The sequence below is a fragment of the Bradyrhizobium cajani genome, assembly GCF_009759665.1.
GTDB lineage: Bacteria > Pseudomonadota > Alphaproteobacteria > Rhizobiales > Xanthobacteraceae > Bradyrhizobium > Bradyrhizobium cajani.
This window is the reverse complement of record NZ_WQNE01000010.1, coordinates 78,933-96,112: the sequence shown is the minus strand read 5'-3', so window position 1 is coordinate 96,112 and position 17,180 is coordinate 78,933. Positions and strand designations below refer to the sequence as shown.

Here is a 17,180-nt window from a genome sequence, read left to right as displayed (position 1 = left end):
GACCAGGTGAAATGCCTCCGTTCGTCATTGCGAGCGGCGCGAAGCAATCCAGAGTGCCGCCGCGGAAGATTCCGGATTGCTTCGCTGCGCTCGCAATGACAGGGAGGGGACGCCGGACGGCGGTTCCACCAAAGACCAGGTCGCGCGGAGACGGAGCTGGAATGAAAGTCATCGGCCTTGCAGGCTGGAGTGGGGCGGGCAAGACCACGCTGTTGACGCGGCTGATCCCGCATTTCAACGCGCAGGGCCTGCGTGTTTCCGTGATCAAGCATGCGCATCACCAGTTCGACGTCGACGTGCCCGGCAAGGATTCCTGGCGCCATCGCGAGGCCGGCGCGGCCGAGGTGCTGGTCTCGTCGGCGAACCGCTGGGCCTTGATGCACGAGCTGCGCGGCGCCGCGGAGCCGCGGCTGCCGGAGCTGCTCGACAAGCTGAGCGCGGTCGATCTGGTCGTGGTCGAGGGCTTCAAGCGCGAGCCGCACCGCAAGATCGAGGTGCATCGCGGCGCCAACGGCAAGCCGCTGCTGTTTCCCGACGATCCCGGAATTGCCGGCATTGTGGCCGACGTGGCCGTTGAAACCCGGCTGCCGACTGTCCATCTCGATGATATCGAGGCTGCCGCGGCGTTGCTGCTGCGCATGGCGATGCCGGTCGAGGAAGCGGTCGCGAAAAGCGCTGCAATGCGCTGACGAGGCACCATGGCGCAACTGTCGGACGATTGTTTTGCTTTCGGCGGACCGATGATGTCGGTCGACGAGGCCGTCGGCCTGATCACGACGCGTGTCAACGCGATTGCCGATCTCGAAACTGCTGCGCTCGTCGATGCGGACGGGCGTGTGCTGGCGCGGGACGTTGCGGCGCCCCTGCCGCTGCCGCCGTTCACCAATTCGGCGGTCGACGGTTATGCCGTGCGCAACGCCGACCTGCCGCAGGGCGAGGCGCGGGCGTTTCCGCTCGACGGCCGCATCCAGGCCGGCGGCCTCGCACAGGTGCCGGTCAAGCCCGGCCACACCGCGCGCATCTTCACGGGCGCGCCGATGCCGCCGGATGCCGAAACCGTCTTCATGCAGGAAGATGTCCGCATCGATGAGGCTGGCAAGATCGTGCTGCCGCCGGGACTGAAACCGGGGGCCAATGTCCGCCCTGCGGGCGAGGACATCCCGCAAGGGTCTATCGCGTTGCGCGCCGGCCAGCGCTTGCTGCCGCAGCACGTTGCGCTCGCTGCTGCGTTCGGCCTGACCAGCCTCGACGTCGTCAGGCGCATCCGCGTCGCGGTGTTCTCGACCGGCGACGAGCTGGCGTCGCCCGGCGCGCCGCGCGCTGCGTCGCAACTGTTCGACTCCAACCGCTTCATGCTGATGGCGATGCTGCGCCGGCTTGGCTGCGAGGTCAGCGACCTCGGTATCCTGCGCGATGAGCAGACCTCGCTCGCCAACGGCTTGAAGCGAGTTGCAGGCGCGCACGACCTGATCCTCACCACCGGCGGCGTCTCGACCGGCGAGGAGGATCACGTCAAGGCGGCGGTCGAGAGCATCGGCTCGCTGGTGCTGTGGCGGATGGCGATCAAGCCGGGCCGGCCGGTGGCGATGGGCATCATCGAGGGCACGCCGCTGATCGGATTGCCCGGCAATCCCGTCGCGAGTTTTGTCACCTTCGTCCATGTGGTGCGGCCGACAGTGCTGGCGCTCGCCGGCAGCCTGCCGGAGCCGCTGACGCCGATCCCGCTGCGCGCAGCCTTCACCTACAAGAAGAAGGCAGGCCGCCGCGAATATGTTCGCGTCTCCCTGCGACGCGGCGAGGATGGTGCGCTGGAGGCGGTCAAGTTCCCGCGCGAGGGGGCCGGGCTGTTGTCCTCGCTGGTCGAGACCGATGGCCTCGTTGAACTCGGGGAGGGCATCACGGGCGTGGAGCCGGGGCAGAGCGTCGGCTTCCTGTCCTATGCCAGCCTGATCTGATGTCTCCGTGCGTTGACGCAGCCGCTCCGCCCCGCCATGGTGCGGCGATGACCAGGACGACACTCGATCTTACCGGGCTGAAATGCCCGCTACCGGCGCTCAAGACGCGCAAGGCGCTTAAACCGCTCAAGGCGGGGGACCAGCTCGAAGTTCACTGCACCGATCCCCTCTCGGTGATCGATATCCCCAATCTGATTCGCGAGACCGGCGACAAGGTCGAGATCACCGAGCGCAACGCGGCGCGCATCGTGTTCCTGGTCGAAAAGAGCGACGCCCCGTAGAAAGGCGAATATTCACGGCAGCGGCGTTTGACTATGCTGCGCCCGTGGGGAATGGCGGAGTTTCGCTGCAATGCGAAAGGCGCCGATTATTGCGGTGGATGATCTCAAACCTAAGACATCGGGAATGACTTTCTCAACATCGAGGGCAGGTGCAGCCGCAAGTCCCGCGGTGGGGCGCGAGCCTGCCGTCAAGCTCGGCAAGACCACGGCGGGGCCGGAGTTCAGCGCGCTGGCGCAGGCCTCCATCTTGATCGTCGACGACGAGCCGGGCATGCGCAATTTTCTGGTGCGCACGCTTGCGCCGCGCTGCAAGCTGGTGGACGAGGCGGCCGATACCGACCAGGCCTCGCGCAAGCTCGATTCCAACCGCTACGACGTCGTCATTCTCGACAACATCATGCCAGGCAAGAATGGCGTCGATTGGCTCGCCGAGCAGCGCGCCGTCGGCTTTTTCGCCGACGCCATCCTGATCACCGCCTATGCCGACCTCGACACCGCGATCCAGGCCCTGCGCGCCGGTGCGGCCGACTTCGTGCTCAAGCCGTTCCGCTCCAACCAGATCCTCAACGCCGTGGCACGCTGCCTCGACCGTGTCCGCCTCCAGCGCGAGAATTACGTCCTGCGCTATGCTTTGCGTGCCTCGTCCGACCGCACCTTCCTGCGCGACAATCTGATCGGGCAGTCGGCAGCGACGCTGCGCGTGCGTGAGACCATCGCACGCGTCGCGGGTCTGCCGACCTCGGTTCTCCTCACCGGCGAATCCGGCACCGGCAAGGAAGTGGCCGCGCGCTCGATCCACTCGCTGTCCGACCGCGCCGACAAGCCCTTCGTGCCCGTGAATTGTGCGGCGATCCCGCCAGAGATGATCGAGGCCGAGCTGTTCGGGCACATCAAGGGTGCCTTCACCGGCGCCGATTCGGGGCGCGAGGGCTTGTTCCTCTATGCGCATGGCGGCACGCTGTTCCTCGACGAGATCGGAGAGCTGCCGCCGCCGATGCAGAGCAAGCTGCTCCGCGTGCTCGAAGACCGACGCGTCCGTCCTGTCGGCTCCGAGCGTGAGGTTCCGGTCGACCTGCGCTTCATCTTCGCAACCAATGCCGAGCTTCAAAAGGAGGTCGAGAAGGGCCGTTTCCGAGCCGATCTGTTCTACCGGCTCAACGTCATGCAGATCCGCCTGCCGCTCCTGAAGGATCGCGGCGATGACGTGCAGGAGCTTGCCACCATCTTCATGAGCAAACTGTCGATACAGCTCGGCATGCCGCCGGTGCCGATCGACGCCTCGGTGCGGGCGGCGCTTGCGAGCTACGAGTGGCCGGGCAACGTGCGCGAGCTGCGCAACTTGATCGAGCGCACGCTGATCCTCGGCGCCTTCCCGGACGATTTCGCCGGTCCCCGCAACGACGGTCAGTCGGCGCCTGCCGACAGTCTCGCGGAGCTCGAGCGCCGTCACATTCTCGGCGTGCTGAAGGAAGTCAATGGCAATCGCGAGGAGGCGGCTCGGCGCCTCGGTATCTCGCGCAAGACCATCGACCGCAAATGCGCGTTGTGGGATGTCTGATGCTGCCGGCCGCAGCGACGAGCTCATGCGGGGACGCTCCGTCCGCTTCCGGCTGCTCGCCATCGCGCTGCTGCCGATGCTGGTCATCCTGCCGCTCCTGCTCGGCGTTGCGATCTATCGCTGGAACGCGAAATTCGATGCGACCCTGATCTCCAAGGTGAACGGCGACCTCACCATCGCCCACCAATATCTCGCCCGCATCCTGGAGAAGACCGGCGTCCAGCTCCGGGCGCTCAGCCTATCGGCCCGCTTCCACGAGGTGCTGGCGTCGGATGCGCGCGGCTCCCTACGAGATCTGCTCGACGAGACCCGCAAGGAAATCGGACTCGATTTCCTGTATCTGACCAACGGTCGCGGCGACGTTCTGGCCTCGTCGCCGCCGCTGCAGCATCAACCGAGAAGTGACTGGCCGATCATCACCTCGGCGCTGTCGGGCCAGGTCCCTGCGACGGGCGTCGACATTTTCGGCAATGACGAGCTCGCCGCAATTTCGCCGGCCCTGGCTGAGCGCGCGCGATTGGATCTCGTGCCGACCCCGAACACGGTGCCGACCGACCGCAGCACGGAGACGCGCGGCATGGTCGTGCATGCGGCGAGTCGGGCGATGCTACCTGATGGCGGCGCAGCCGCGCTGGTCGGCGGCACACTGCTCAACCAGAATCTCGAATTCATCGACACGATCAATGATCTCGTCTATCGCGCGGCGAGCCTGCCGGAGGGCAGCCAGGGCACCGCGACGCTGTTCCTTGACGACGTGCGGATATCGACCAACGTCCGTCTGTTCGAGGGACGGCGCGCGCTCGGCACGCGCGTGTCGGCGGCGGTGCGCTCGGCCGTGCTTGGCGAGGGGCGCACCTGGCTCGACAGCGCTTTCGTGGTCAATGACTGGTACATCTCCGCCTACGAGCCGCTGGTCGACAGTTATGGCAAGCGGGTCGGCATGCTCTATGTCGGCTTTCTGGAGAAGCCGTTCAGCGAAGCCAAATACCAGACATTGGTGATCATCATCGGAGCGTTCATCGCGATCACCGCCGCGACCGTACCGATCTTCCTGCGCTGGGCGAGCTCCATCTTCATGCCGCTGGAGCGCGTCACGGCGACGATCAGCGAGGTAGAGCGCGGGAACCTGTCCGCCCGCACCAAGATGCCGGTGCTGGGTGACGAGATCGGCCGCGTCGCGGTCCATCTCGACAGCCTGCTCGACCAGATTCAGGAGCGCGACCGGCAGCTTCGGGAATGGAATGAGGATCTGAACGTCCGCGTGCGGGAGCGCACCCGGGACCTCGAGCACGCCAATCTCAAGCTCGAGGCAACGACCAAGCAGCTCATCATGTCGGAGAAGCTGGCTGCGATTGGCGAGATCACCGCCGGCGTTGCGCACGAGATCAACAATCCGATCGCGGTGATGCAGGGCAATCTCGACGTCATCCGCAGCGTGTTCGGGGCCGATGCCGACAAGGCGAAGGTCGAGTTTCGCCTGCTCGACGAGCAGATTCACCGCATCAGCCAGATCGTGACCAAGCTGCTGCAGTTCGCGAGGCCGGAGGAATACGCCGGCTATGTCGAGCGCCATGCGCCGGCCAGCGTCATCTCCGACTGTCTGCCTCTGGTGCAGCATCTTCTGAACAAGACCGAGATCGCCGTGGTCAGGGACGACCGCGCCAGCCGGTTCGTGCTGATGAACCGCAGCGAGCTGCAGCAGGTGCTGGTCAATCTCGTCGTCAACGCGATCCATGCCATGCCGGACGGCGGAACCCTGACGCTCCGCTCTTTCGATGTCGAGCGCGACGGCCATCAAGGCGTCGCCATCGAGGTCGCCGACACCGGCATCGGCATGAGCACCGACGTGATCGAAAAGATATTCGACGCCTTCTACACCACGAAACGGCGGCAGGGCACCGGGCTGGGCCTCTCCATCAGCCAGACGCTGATCAAGCGCCAGGGCGGACAGATCTCGGCCGAAAGCCGCGTCGGTTCCGGAAGTATATTCACGGTGTGGCTCCCGGAAGCGACCTGATTGGACATTTTGTCCCAGGATTCAGGACATTCTGTCCGGCGCGGCACATTGCGCTGCGGGAAGTCATTGAATCGTCACGACGCGACTTCTGGCACGCGCGTTGCTCATATCAAGACAGGGTGTTGAGGGGGATGAGGGCGCAATAGCCGTCACGGCAACGCTGCTTGCGGGCGAAGGGACATCATCCGCGATCAGCTGCTTGCTCGGCGCACATGACGCGATGCGCGCCAGACAATTCCACTTCGGCATGAAGTCCGACCTGTCACGCGCGGCCGCCAGGCACGCGCGTGACCGGTCTCAAACCGATGTGCCGGCTAGGCCACGCTTTGGAGGTGATACATATGACGACTGCCGATACCGTTCTTGCACCGGCTGGTGCTTCCGGCTTCCTCGATCGTGAACGCACGATCGCGACCGCCGGCTTCAATCGCTGGCTGGTGCCGCCGGCAGCGCTGTGCATCCATCTCTGCATCGGCATGGCCTACGGCTTCTCGGTGTTCTGGCTGCCGCTGTCGCGCGCCATCGGTATCGGCCAGAGCAAGGCCTGTCCGGACATTTCGTTGTGGCAGGAACTGTTCACCACGACTTGCGACTGGAAGGTCGCGAGCCTCGGGTGGATGTACACGCTGTTCTTCGTTCTGCTCGGCGTCTCCGCCGCGATCTGGGGCGGCTGGCTCGAGCGCGCCGGTCCGCGCAAGGCAGGCGTCGTCGCCGCCTGCTGCTGGGGCGGCGGTCTTCTGATCGGTGCTTTCGGCGTCTACGTCCACCAGCTCTGGATCATGTGGCTCGGCGCCGGCGTGATCGGTGGCGTCGGCCTCGGCCTCGGCTACATCTCGCCGGTGTCGACCTTGATCAAATGGTTTCCGGATCGCCGCGGCATGGCGACCGGCATGGCCATCATGGGATTTGGCGGCGGTGCCATGATCGGCGCGCCTCTGGCCAATCTCCTGATCAACTACTTCAAGACGCCCAATTCCGTCGGCGTCTGGGAGACCTTCGTCACGATGGGCGTGATCTACTTCGTCTTCATGATGATCGGCGCCTTCGCCTATCGCGTGACTCCGGCCGGCTGGCAGCCCGAAGGCTGGACCCCGCCGAGCCAGAAGAAGTCGATGATCACCGAGCACCATGTGCACCTCAACAACGCGCACAAGACGCCGCAGTTCTGGCTGATCTGGTGGGTGCTCTGCTTGAACGTCTCGGCAGGTATCGGCGTGATCGGCATGGCCTCGCCCATGCTCCAGGAGATCTTCGCGGGCAAGCTGATCGGGCATCCGGAGCTGACCTTCAGCCAGCTTTCGGTTGAGCAGAAGGCCGCGATCGCTGCGATCGCTGCGGGCTTCGCCGGTCTGCTGTCATTGTTCAACATCGGCGGCCGGTTCTTCTGGGCATCGATGTCGGACCTCATGGGTCGCAAGAACACCTACTACACGTTCTTCATCCTCGGCATCGTGCTCTATGCGTTGGCGCCGACCTTTGCGGCTATGGGCTCGAAGCTGCTGTTCGTGCTCGGCTTCGGCATCATCCTGTCGATGTATGGCGGGGGTTTCGCGACCGTGCCGGCCTATCTCGCCGACATGTTCGGCACGCAGTTCGTCGGCGCCATTCACGGCCGGCTGCTGACGGCGTGGTCGACCGCAGGCATCATCGGCCCGGTCGTGGTGAACTACATCCGCGAGTTCCAGCTCGCGGCCGGCGTACCGCGTGACCAGCTCTACAACACCACCATGTACATCCTGTGTGCCATGCTGATCGCGGGCCTGGTCTGCAACTACCTGATCAAGCCGGTCGATCCGAAGTGGAACATGAGCGCGGAAGAGGTTGCCAAGCTTCAGGCTGCAAGTGCCAAGACCGCAGCCGGCATCCAGTATGGCTCCTTCGGCATCGGCAAGGGCGGCCTGGATGCGAGGGCCGCGCTGTTCTGGGCCTTCGTCGGTGTTCCGCTGGCATGGGGTGTGTACAAGACGCTCGAAAGCGCGGTGAAGATCTTCTGATCGCAAACCCACATCGTCGCGGGATGCTGCTTGCTCTGCATCCCGCGATGCTCGCCTTTCAAATCAAGAATGGGATCTAGGGGATTCTTATGCTTCGCACCCGTATCTGCCTCGCCGCCATGCTGCTGGCCGCGGGCCTCCACACGGCATCGGCACAGACTGCGACCGCGCCCGCTGCCGCCACGACGACCGAGGCCAAGCCGGGCAAGGTCAAGCTCACCATGCAGAAGCCGAAGGACATGAAGGCCAAGTGGGCGGCCAACAAACCGAAGCTGAAAGCCTGTCGCGCCGACGTGAAGTCGAAGGGACTAACGGGCGACGATCGCTGGTTCTACATCGAAGAGTGCATGAACAAGACTTGAGGCGCCGCCTCATTCGATTCGCGCAAGGGGGGTATGGAGCTCGGTCGGCTCCATGCCCCTTAAATGCTTATCGGAACGTACGAATTTTCTTGGCATCTGGTATGCCAAAGGTTAGACTTGGACGAGTTCTAAAGAAAGGCTACGAGACGCAGTGATGAGCCACGACGTGCAACAGGTCCGCCCGTTCGAACATCCGGGCGAGGGGCGGAAGCGAGCCAAAGCCACGCCCAAGGGTCGGCAGGTCGACCCCACGGCCGCGCACGAGATCGAGCAGCTGCTCGGCGACAGGCCGCGGCGGCGCGATCTTCTGATCGAATATCTGCACCTGATCCAGGACAGATATCACCAGATCTCGGCCGCGCATCTCGCCGCGCTCGCCGACGAGATGAAGCTCGCCTTCGCGGAGGTGTTCGAGACCGCAACGTTCTACGCGCATTTCGACGTGGTGAAGGAGGGCGAGCCCGATATCGCGCCGCTGACGATCCGCGTCTGTGATTCGCTGACCTGCGCGATGCTGGGCGGCGAGAAGCTGCTCGAAGATTTGCAGAGCGCGTCAGGCCCCGGCATCCGCGTCGTGCGCGCGCCCTGTGTCGGCCGTTGCGATACCGCGCCGGCGGCGGAAGTCGGTCACAACTTCGTCGACCACGCCACGGTCGCCAATGTCATGGCAGCCGCGAAGGCCGGCGACACCCACGCGCATCTGCCCAACTATGTCGACTACGACGCCTATGTCGCCGGCGGCGGCTACAAGCTGCTCAATCGGGTGCGCTCCGGCGACCTCTCGAAGGATGATCTGCTGAAGGCGCTCGACGACGCTTCGCTCCGTGGCCTCGGCGGCGCCGGCTTCCCGACGGGACGCAAATGGCGCGCGGTGCTGGGCGAACCCGGACCGCGGCTGATGGCGATCAACGGCGACGAGGGCGAGCCCGGCACGTTCAAGGATCGCGTCTATCTCGAAAGCGATCCGCATCGCTTCATCGAGGGCATGCTGATCGGTGCGCATGTGGTGCAGGCCTCTGACGTCTACATCTACCTGCGCGACGAGTATCCGGCCTCGCGCGAAATTCTCGAACGTGAGATCGCAAAGCTTCCCGCGGGCGGTCCGACGCTGCACATGCGCCGCGGCGCCGGCGCCTATATCTGCGGCGAGGAATCCTCGCTGCTCGAAAGCATCGAGGGCAAGCGCGGCCTGCCCCGGCACAAGCCGCCTTATCCGTTCCAGGTCGGCCTGTTCGGCCTGCCGACGCTGATCAACAACATCGAGACGCTGTGGTGGGTGCGCGACATCGTCGAGAAGGGTGCCGACTGGTGGAAGGGCAATGGCCGCCATGAGCGCCACGGCCTGCGCAGCTTCTCGGTGTCGGGACGTGTGAAGAATCCCGGCATGAAGCTCGCGCCGGCGGGCATCACTGTGCGCGAGCTGATCGACGAATATTGCGGCGGCATGGCCGACGGCCATCAGTTCTATGCGTATCTTCCGGGCGGCGCGTCCGGCGGCATCCTGCCGGCATCGATGGACGACATCCCGCTCGATTTCGGCACGCTGGAGAAATACGGCTGCTTCATCGGCTCGGCTGCGATCGTGATCCTGTCGCAGAAGGACAGCGTGCGCGCGGCGGCACTCAACCTGATGAAGTTCTTCGAGGACGAGAGCTGCGGCCAATGCACGCCGTGCCGCGTCGGAACCCAGAAGGCGGCACTGCTGATGCAGAAGCCGGTCTGGAACCGTGCTTTGCTGGAAGAATTGAGCCAGGCGATGCGCGATGCCTCGATCTGCGGGCTCGGACAGGCGGCGTCGAATCCGCTGACCTCCGTGATCAAATATTTCCCTGATGAGTTCCAGGAAGCGGCCGAATGACGAAGATTACGTTCGAGCTCGACGGCAAGCAGGTCGAGGCCAAGCCCGGCGAAACGATCTGGCAGGTGGCGCAGCGCCAGGGCCGCGAGATCCCGCACCTGTGCTATTCGCCCGCGCCCGACTATCGCCCCGACGGCAATTGCCGCGCCTGCATGGTCGAGATCGAGGGCGAGCGCGTGCTCGCCGCATCCTGCAAGCGCACGCCATCGGTCGGCATGAAGGTGAAGACCGAGAGTGCCCGCGCCGTCGCCGCGCAGAAGATGGTGATGGAGCTGCTGGTCGCAGATCAGCCGGCGCGCGAGACCTCGCACGATCCGGATTCGAAGTTCTGGCACTGGGCCGAAACTACCGGCGTCACCGAGAGCCGCTTCCCCGCCGCCGAGCGCTCGGCGACCGACGCCAGCCATCCGGCGATGCGCGTCAACCTCGACGCCTGCATCCAGTGCGGCCTGTGCGTGCGCGCCTGCCGCGAGGTTCAGGTCAACGACGTCATCGGCATGGCCTACCGCAATCACGGCGCCAAGATCGTGTTCGACTTCGACGATCCCATGGGCGAGTCCACCTGCGTCGCCTGCGGCGAATGCGTGCAGGCCTGCCCGACCGGCGCGTTGATGCCGGCCGTGATGCTCGACGACAAGCAGACCCGCGTCACCTATGCCGACAGAAAGGTGGATTCGCTCTGCCCGTTCTGCGGCGTCGGCTGCCAGGTGACCTACGAGGTCAAGGACGAGAAGGTGATCTATGCCGAGGGCCGCGACGGCCCCGCCAATCACAATCGCCTCTGCGTCAAGGGCCGCTTCGGCTTCGACTACATCCACCATCCGCACCGCCTGACCAAGCCGCTGGTGCGGCTGCCGAATGCGAAGAAGGATGCCAACGACCAGGTCGATCCGGCCAATCCCTTCACGCATTTCCGTGAAGCGAGCTGGGACGAAGCGCTCGATATCGCGGCCAAGGGCCTCGTCAAGATCCGCGAGGAGAAGGGCGTGAAGGCGCTCGCGGGCTTCGGCTCGGCGAAGGGATCGAACGAAGAGGCCTACCTGTTCCAGAAGCTGGTGCGCACCGGCTTCGGCTCCAACAATGTCGACCATTGCACCCGGCTGTGCCACGCCTCCTCGGTGGCGGCGCTGTTCGAAGGCCTGAGCTCGGGCGCGGTGTCGGCGCCGTTCTCAGCGGCGATGGATGCCGAAGTCATCGTCGTGATCGGCGCCAACCCGACCGTGAACCATCCGGTCGCCGCGACCTTCATCAAGAACGCGGTCAAGCAGAATGGCGCAAAGCTGTTCGTCATGGACCCGCGCCGCCAGTCGCTGTCGCGCCATGCGACCAAGCATCTTCAGTTCAAGCCCGGCTCCGACGTCGCCATGCTGAACGCGATGATCAACACGATCATCACCGAAGGGCTGACCGACGACCAGTATATCGCCGGCTACACCGAAGGCTTCGAGGACCTCAAGGAGAAGATCAAGGAGTTCACGCCGGAGAAGATGGAGCCGATCTGCGGCGTCCCGGCGCAGACGCTCCGCGAAGTTGCGCGGACCTATGCCCGCGCGAAATCGTCGATCATCTTCTGGGGCATGGGCATCAGCCAGCACGTCCACGGCACCGACAATGCGCGCTGCCTGATCGCGCTGGCGCTGATCACCGGCCAAGTCGGCCGTCCCGGCACCGGCCTGCATCCGCTGCGCGGCCAGAACAACGTGCAGGGTGCCTCCGACGCCGGCCTGATCCCGATGTTCCTGCCGGACTATCAGCCGGTCGGACGCGACGACATGCGTGGCGCTTTCGAGAAGCTCTGGCAGCAGGATCTCGATCCCGTCCGCGGCCTGACCGTGGTCGAGATCATGAACGCGATCCATGCCGGCGAGATCAAGGGCATGTATATCGAGGGCGAGAACCCCGCGATGTCCGATCCCGATCTCCAGCATGCGCGCCACGCGCTGGCGATGCTCGATCATCTCGTGGTGCAGGATCTCTTCGTCACCGAGACCGCCTTCCACGCCGACGTCATCCTGCCGGCCTCGGCCTTCGCGGAGAAGGAAGGCTCCTTCACCAACACCGATCGCCGCGTGCAGCTCGCGCGCCAGGTGATCAAGCCGCCGGGTGATGCGCGGCAGGATCTCTGGATCATCCAGGAGATCGGCAAGCGCATGGGCCTGCCCTGGAACTATGCCGGTCCCGGCGACGTCTTCACCGAGATGGCGCAGCTGATGCCGTCGCTGAAGAACATCACCTGGGAGCGGCTCGTGCGCGAAGGTGCGGTCACCTATCCCGTGGACGATCCGGACAAGCCCGGCAACGAGATCATCTTCACCACGGGCTTCCCGACCGCGAGCGGCCGCGGCAAGATCGTGCCGGCCAAGGTCATCCCGCCGGATGAATTGCCGGACGCCGAATATCCGATGGTGCTGTCGACCGGCCGCGTGCTCGAGCATTGGCACACCGGGTCGATGACCCGCCGCGCCCAGGTGCTCGATCAGATCGAGCCGGAGGCGGTCGCCTTCATGTCGCCGAAGGACATGCGCAGGAAGAAGCTCGCGCCCGGCGACTTCATTCGCCTGGAGACCCGCCGCGGCGCCGTCGAGGTCAAGGTCCGCTCCGACCGCGACGTGCCGGAGAACATGGTATTCATGCCGTTCTGCTACGCGGAAGCGGCGGCGAACCTGTTGACCAATCCGGCGCTCGATCCGTTCGGCAAGATCCCGGAGTTCAAGTTCTGCGCGGCGAGAGCCGAGCGCGTCGAGATGCGCGACGCGGCGGAGTAGGGTGCTGCCGTCGTTTGACGGCATTGTGTCGCCAACCCACAGCTGTCGTCCCGGCGAACGCCGGGACCCATGCCGCGTGATCTCGCTGTCTTGGACAGTCTAGGTACCGAACAACCGGTCTCCGCCAAACTCCTCCCTGTGGTTATGGGTCCGGCGTTCGCCGGGACGACACTGAGGACATGGCGCGCATACGGGCCCGCGTCCTCATTGCGAGCCAACGGGTCCGCGCGGAGCGCGGCCCGATGACAGGCTCCGCGAAGCAATCCAGACTGTTTCCGCGGCGGGGTTCTGGATTGCTTCGTCGCTTCGCTCCTCGCAATGACGGTGCTACACATCGCGCATGTCCAAAGTCACTCCCGCCACGCGCGCGCTCGCGAGCGCCGGTGTAGCCTTTACAGTTCATACCTACGACTACGATCCCGACGCCGAGAGCATCGGCCTCCAGGCCGCCGCCGCGCTCGGCGAGGATCCGGGGCGCGTCTTGAAGACGCTGATGGCGCTGGTCGATGGCAGACCGGTCTGCGTGGTCGTTCCGTCCGACCAGGAAGTCTCGATGAAGAAGCTCGCCGCTGCGGCGGGCGGCAAGTCGGCGCAGATGATGAAGCCGCCTGAGGCTGAACGCGTCACCGGCTACAAGGTTGGCGGCATCAGTCCGTTCGGGCAGCGCAAGCCGGTGCGCACCGTGATCGAGCAGAGCGCGTTCGCGCATGATCAGGTCTATGTCAACGGCGGCCAGCGCGGATTGCAGGTGCGGCTTAGGCCGGCCGACGTGCGGGATGTGTTGAAGGCGGTCGCCGCCGACGTGGTCGCCTGAGCGCAGCGCCTACTGCTTCTGCAACAGCTTCAGCCGGCAGCGCAGCGCCTCGCGGATATGCGCCCGCGCAAGCTGCTCGGCCTTGTCGCCGTCGCGCGCGGCGATCGCATCGATGATGGACCGGTGCTCGCCGTGGCTGGTCGAGGGGCGGCCGGATACGGTGAAAGTGGTCGGGCCGAGCAGGGCGATCCAGTCCTGCAATTCGCGGGAGGCGTTGTCGAGATAGCGGTTGCGCGCGGCCCGGCAGATGGCCTCGTGGAAACTGCGATTGAGCCTTGCCATCTCGGCTGCGTCGGCCGCGGGTGTTTCGACAAAGGCCTGCTCGATATCCCTCAGCGCATCGATCTCGGGCGTCGAGGCGTGCTCGGCGGCGAGGCGCGCGGCGGCGCCTTCCATGATCTCGCGCATGGCGTAGAGCTCGAGCACCTCGGAGATGTCGAGGTTGCGCACGATCAGCCCGCGGCCGCCGGCGGGCTCGACGAAGCCGCGTGCCGCGAGCCGGCCCAGGGCTTCGCGGACCGGGGTGCGGCTGACCCTCAGCCGCCGCGCGACCTCCTCCTCGCGCAGCCGGTCGCCGGCGCGGTAGCTGCCGGCCTGGAGCGCCTCGCAGAGCGAGCGGAACACGGCTTCGCCCAGCGCGACGCCGGCACTGCGCGCGATCGATCCGCCTGCCTTTGCCGGGCGTCTGGCCATGCGTCCTCGGGGCGCAAAGCGCATCCTGCCCATGCAGAGATGCCGCTTGCGACAGCTCTGTATATCTTTGTATACAAAAGTACGCAATGGCGGCCCGGTTCTGTTGTGGCCGCTGGCGGGCAGAATTTCTCTAACCTCGTCGCATCGGGCAGACGGCATGGGCAGCAAATACGACGTGCTGGTGATCGGCGGCGGCAATGCGGCGCTGTGCGCGGCGATCGCGGCGCGGCGCGGTGGCGCCTCGGTCCTGGTGCTCGAAGGCGCGCCAAAATTCTATCGCGGCGGCAATACCCGCCATACCCGCAACATGCGTTGCGCCCATGACGCCGCCACCGAAATCCTGACCGGCCCCTACACCGAAGACGAGTTCTGGGAGGACCTGCTGCGCGTCACCGGCGGGCAGACCGACGAGGTGCTCGCCCGTCACATGATCCGGGAGTCCAAGGACATCTTGAACTGGATCGTGGAGCAGGGCGTGCGCTGGCAGCCCTCGCTCGGCGGCACGCTGAGCCTCGGTCGCACCAACTCGTTCTTCCTCGGCGGTGGCCGCGCAATGCTCAACGCGCTCTATCTCACTGCCGAGACGCTCGGCGTCGAGGTCGAATACGACGCCGAGGTCACCGACCTCGTGATCGAGGACGGCATGTTCCTCGCCGCGCGCCTCAAGCGGCCGATCAAGGGCGAGACCGAGATCCGCGCCACCACGCTGGTCGCCGCTGCGGGCGGGTTCGAGGCCAACATCGAATGGCTGAAGCAATATTGGGGTGAGGCCGCCGACAATTTCCTGATCCGCGGTACGCCCTATAATCGCGGCTCGATCCTGAAGATGCTGCTCGACAAAGGCGTGCAGGAGGTCGGCGATCCCACCCAGTGCCATGCGGTTGCGATCGACGCCCGCGCGCCGAAATTCGACGGCGGCATCATCACGCGCCACGACTCCGTCGTGTTCGGCATCGTCGTCAACAAGCATGCGCAGCGCTTCTATGACGAGGGCGAGGACATCTGGCCGAAGCGTTACGCGATCTGGGGTCGGCTGGTCGCGGCGCAGCCCGACCAGATCGCCTACATCATCTTCGACTCGACCGTCGTCACGAGCTTCATGCCGACGCTGTTTCCGCCGATCGCCGGGCAAACGGTGGCGGAGCTTGCGGGCAAGCTGGAGCTCGATCCGGCGGCGCTGGAAAAGACCATCACAGAGTTCAACGCAGCTGTGCGGCCCGGAACCTTCGACCACACCATCCTCGATGACTGCCGAACCGAAGGCATCACGCCGCCGAAGACCCATTGGGCGCGGCGGATCGAGACGCCTCCTTATCTCGCCTATCCGGTGCGGCCCGGCATCACCTTCACCTATCTCGGCACACGCGTAACCAAGGAGGCGCGGATGCTGATGGCGGACGGCAAGCCGTCGGCCAACATGTTCGCGGCCGGCGAGATCATGGCCGGCAATGTGCTCGGCAAGGGCTATGCGGCCGGCATGGGCATGACCATCGGCAGCGTGTTCGGACGGATCGCAGGACGGGAAGCGGCGAAACATGCACGGAACTAGGATTCTGGACGAAGCCGACCGTCTGATGACGGTCTGCAATTCCTGCCGTTACTGCGAGGGTCTGTGCGCGGTATTCCCGGCTATGGAGATGCGCCGCGCCTTCTCCGACGGCGACCTCAATTATCTCGCTAACCTCTGCCATGCCTGCGGCGCCTGCTATGTCGATTGCCAGTTCTCGCCGCCGCATGAATTCAACGTCAATGTTCCCAAGACGCTCGCGGTCGCGCGCGCGGAGTCCTATGCAGCCTATGCCTGGCCGGGCGCGCTGTCCGGCGCCTTCGCACGTAATGGTCTCGTCATCAGCATCGTTGCTGCGCTGAGCATGGCGGCCTTCATCCTCGGCTTCGCCGTCTTGAACGACCGCAGCGTGCTGTTCGGCGTACACACCGGACCCGGCGCGTTCTACCGGCTGATGCCGCATAATGCGATGGCCGCGCTGTTCAGCGCCGCATTCCTTTATGCGGTCCTTGCGCTCGTCATGAGCGTGCGCGCCTTCTGGCGCGACATCGGTCCGCCGATCGGCAGCCGCGCCGACGGCGGATCGATCTTTCAGGCGATCCGCGATGCCGGCGAACTGCGCTATCTCCATGGCGGCGGCGTCGGCTGCTACAACGAGGACGACAAGCCGACCGACCGGCGCAAGCTCTATCACCACCTGACCTTCTACGGCTTCCTGCTGTGCTTTGCCGCGACCTCGGTCGCAACGCTGTATCACTATCTGCTCGGCCGCGAGGCGCCGTATCCGTGGTGGGACCTGCCTGTCGTGCTCGGAACGCTCGGCGGCATCGGCCTGATCATCGGGCCGGTCGGGCTGTTCATGGCCAAGCTGCGGCGCGATCCGGCGCTGCTCGATGAGATCAGCTACGGCATGGATGTCGGCTTCATCGCCATGCTGTTCCTGACCGGCCTCACCGGCATGGCGCTTCTGGTCCTGCGCGAGACCGCCGCGATGGGGCCGCTGCTGGCGCTGCATCTCGGCGCGGTGTTCGCGCTGTTCATTACCATGCCCTACGGCAAGTTCGTCCACGGCATCTATCGTTTCGCGGCGCTGGTGCGTTACGCGCAGGAGCGGCGCAGCGAAGCCGGGTCTTGAGGGGCGTGCGGCGCTGACGTATCTCTTGGCCGTTCGCGCAGTGCGCGAATCGCCCGGGGAGCCCGCGCTCATGTACATGTTTCTGCCTTTTCTGCTGGCGCTTGCAGGCTGCGCCGCTGTCTGGCGTTCGCGCGCGGGACTGAGCTATGCGCTCTGGAGTGCAACGATCGTCGTCACGATCGCATGGTTCTTCCACCACGCGACCGATCCGCTGAAACTGTCGTTCTGACGGTGTCGAAAT

The 17,180-nt window shown here is 65.2% G+C and carries 14 protein-coding genes; 13 read left to right on the top strand and 1 reads right to left on the bottom strand.

Annotation, left to right across the window (positions count from 1 at the left end):
• Positions 1-161: 161 nt before the first annotated feature.
• From mobB to ybaK, 10 genes are all read left to right on the top strand, one after another.
• Positions 162-689 carry a molybdopterin-guanine dinucleotide biosynthesis protein B gene (gene mobB / locus GPL20_RS14685; protein ID WP_157330181.1) on the top strand — a complete coding sequence of 176 codons (528 nt, stop codon included), beginning with the start codon at positions 162-164 and terminating at the stop codon, positions 687-689.
• Positions 690-698: 9 nt separating this feature from the next.
• Complete coding sequence (locus tag GPL20_RS14680) at positions 699-1,955, top strand: molybdopterin molybdotransferase MoeA (RefSeq protein ID WP_157330180.1); 1,257 nt, start codon at positions 699-701, stop codon at positions 1,953-1,955.
• A 47-nt stretch (positions 1,956-2,002) separates the two neighbouring features.
• On the top strand, positions 2,003-2,236 hold the full coding sequence (locus GPL20_RS14675) for a sulfurtransferase TusA family protein (RefSeq protein ID WP_157330179.1): 234 nt from the start codon (positions 2,003-2,005) through the stop codon (positions 2,234-2,236).
• 124 nt (positions 2,237-2,360) lie between these two features.
• Positions 2,361-3,794 (top strand): sigma-54-dependent transcriptional regulator, encoded by a 1,434-nt coding sequence (locus tag GPL20_RS14670; protein WP_157330178.1) that lies wholly within the window; start codon positions 2,361-2,363, stop codon positions 3,792-3,794.
• Positions 3,787-5,811, top strand: coding sequence for a sensor histidine kinase (locus GPL20_RS14665; protein ID WP_157330177.1), 2,025 nt, complete (start codon positions 3,787-3,789; stop codon positions 5,809-5,811). The genes GPL20_RS14670 and GPL20_RS14665 overlap by 8 nt, the downstream gene beginning before the upstream one ends.
• Positions 5,812-6,152: 341 nt before the next feature.
• Complete coding sequence (locus GPL20_RS14660; protein WP_157330176.1) at positions 6,153-7,805, top strand: OFA family MFS transporter; 1,653 nt, start codon at positions 6,153-6,155, stop codon at positions 7,803-7,805.
• Positions 7,806-7,894: 89 nt separating this feature from the next.
• A complete protein-coding gene (locus GPL20_RS14655; protein ID WP_157330175.1) occupies positions 7,895-8,167 on the top strand; it encodes a hypothetical protein in 273 nt (90 codons plus the stop codon).
• Positions 8,168-8,321: 154 nt separating this feature from the next.
• Positions 8,322-10,025, top strand: a complete 1,704-nt coding sequence (locus GPL20_RS14650) for an NADH-ubiquinone oxidoreductase-F iron-sulfur binding region domain-containing protein (RefSeq protein WP_157330174.1) — start codon at positions 8,322-8,324, stop codon at positions 10,023-10,025.
• Positions 10,022-12,790: a formate dehydrogenase subunit alpha gene (fdhF, locus tag GPL20_RS14645; RefSeq protein ID WP_157330173.1), complete on the top strand. Its 2,769-nt coding sequence runs from the start codon at positions 10,022-10,024 to the stop codon at positions 12,788-12,790. The genes GPL20_RS14650 and fdhF overlap by 4 nt, the downstream gene beginning before the upstream one ends.
• A 340-nt stretch (positions 12,791-13,130) precedes the next feature.
• A complete protein-coding gene (ybaK, locus tag GPL20_RS14640; protein WP_157330172.1) occupies positions 13,131-13,604 on the top strand; it encodes a Cys-tRNA(Pro) deacylase in 474 nt (157 codons plus the stop codon).
• 9 nt (positions 13,605-13,613) lie between these two features.
• Here the strand turns inward: ybaK and GPL20_RS14635 are convergent, their stop codons facing one another.
• Entirely contained in the window at positions 13,614-14,297 is a 684-nt protein-coding gene (locus GPL20_RS14635; RefSeq protein WP_157330171.1) for a GntR family transcriptional regulator, read from the bottom strand.
• A gap of 157 nt (positions 14,298-14,454) precedes the next feature.
• On the opposite strand from GPL20_RS14635, the gene tcuA reads away from it, so the two are divergent.
• From tcuA to GPL20_RS38840, 3 genes are all read left to right on the top strand, one after another.
• Positions 14,455-15,846, top strand: a complete 1,392-nt coding sequence (gene tcuA / locus GPL20_RS14630) for an FAD-dependent tricarballylate dehydrogenase TcuA (RefSeq protein WP_157330170.1) — start codon at positions 14,455-14,457, stop codon at positions 15,844-15,846.
• Positions 15,833-16,939, top strand: a complete 1,107-nt coding sequence (tcuB, locus tag GPL20_RS14625; RefSeq protein ID WP_157330169.1) for a tricarballylate utilization 4Fe-4S protein TcuB — start codon at positions 15,833-15,835, stop codon at positions 16,937-16,939. The genes tcuA and tcuB overlap by 14 nt, the downstream gene beginning before the upstream one ends.
• A gap of 70 nt (positions 16,940-17,009) precedes the next feature.
• The gene (locus GPL20_RS38840) at positions 17,010-17,168 is read left to right on the top strand and encodes a DUF5993 family protein (protein WP_167533029.1); all 159 of its coding nucleotides are present in this window, start codon (positions 17,010-17,012) and stop codon (positions 17,166-17,168) included.
• Positions 17,169-17,180 lie beyond the last annotated feature (12 nt).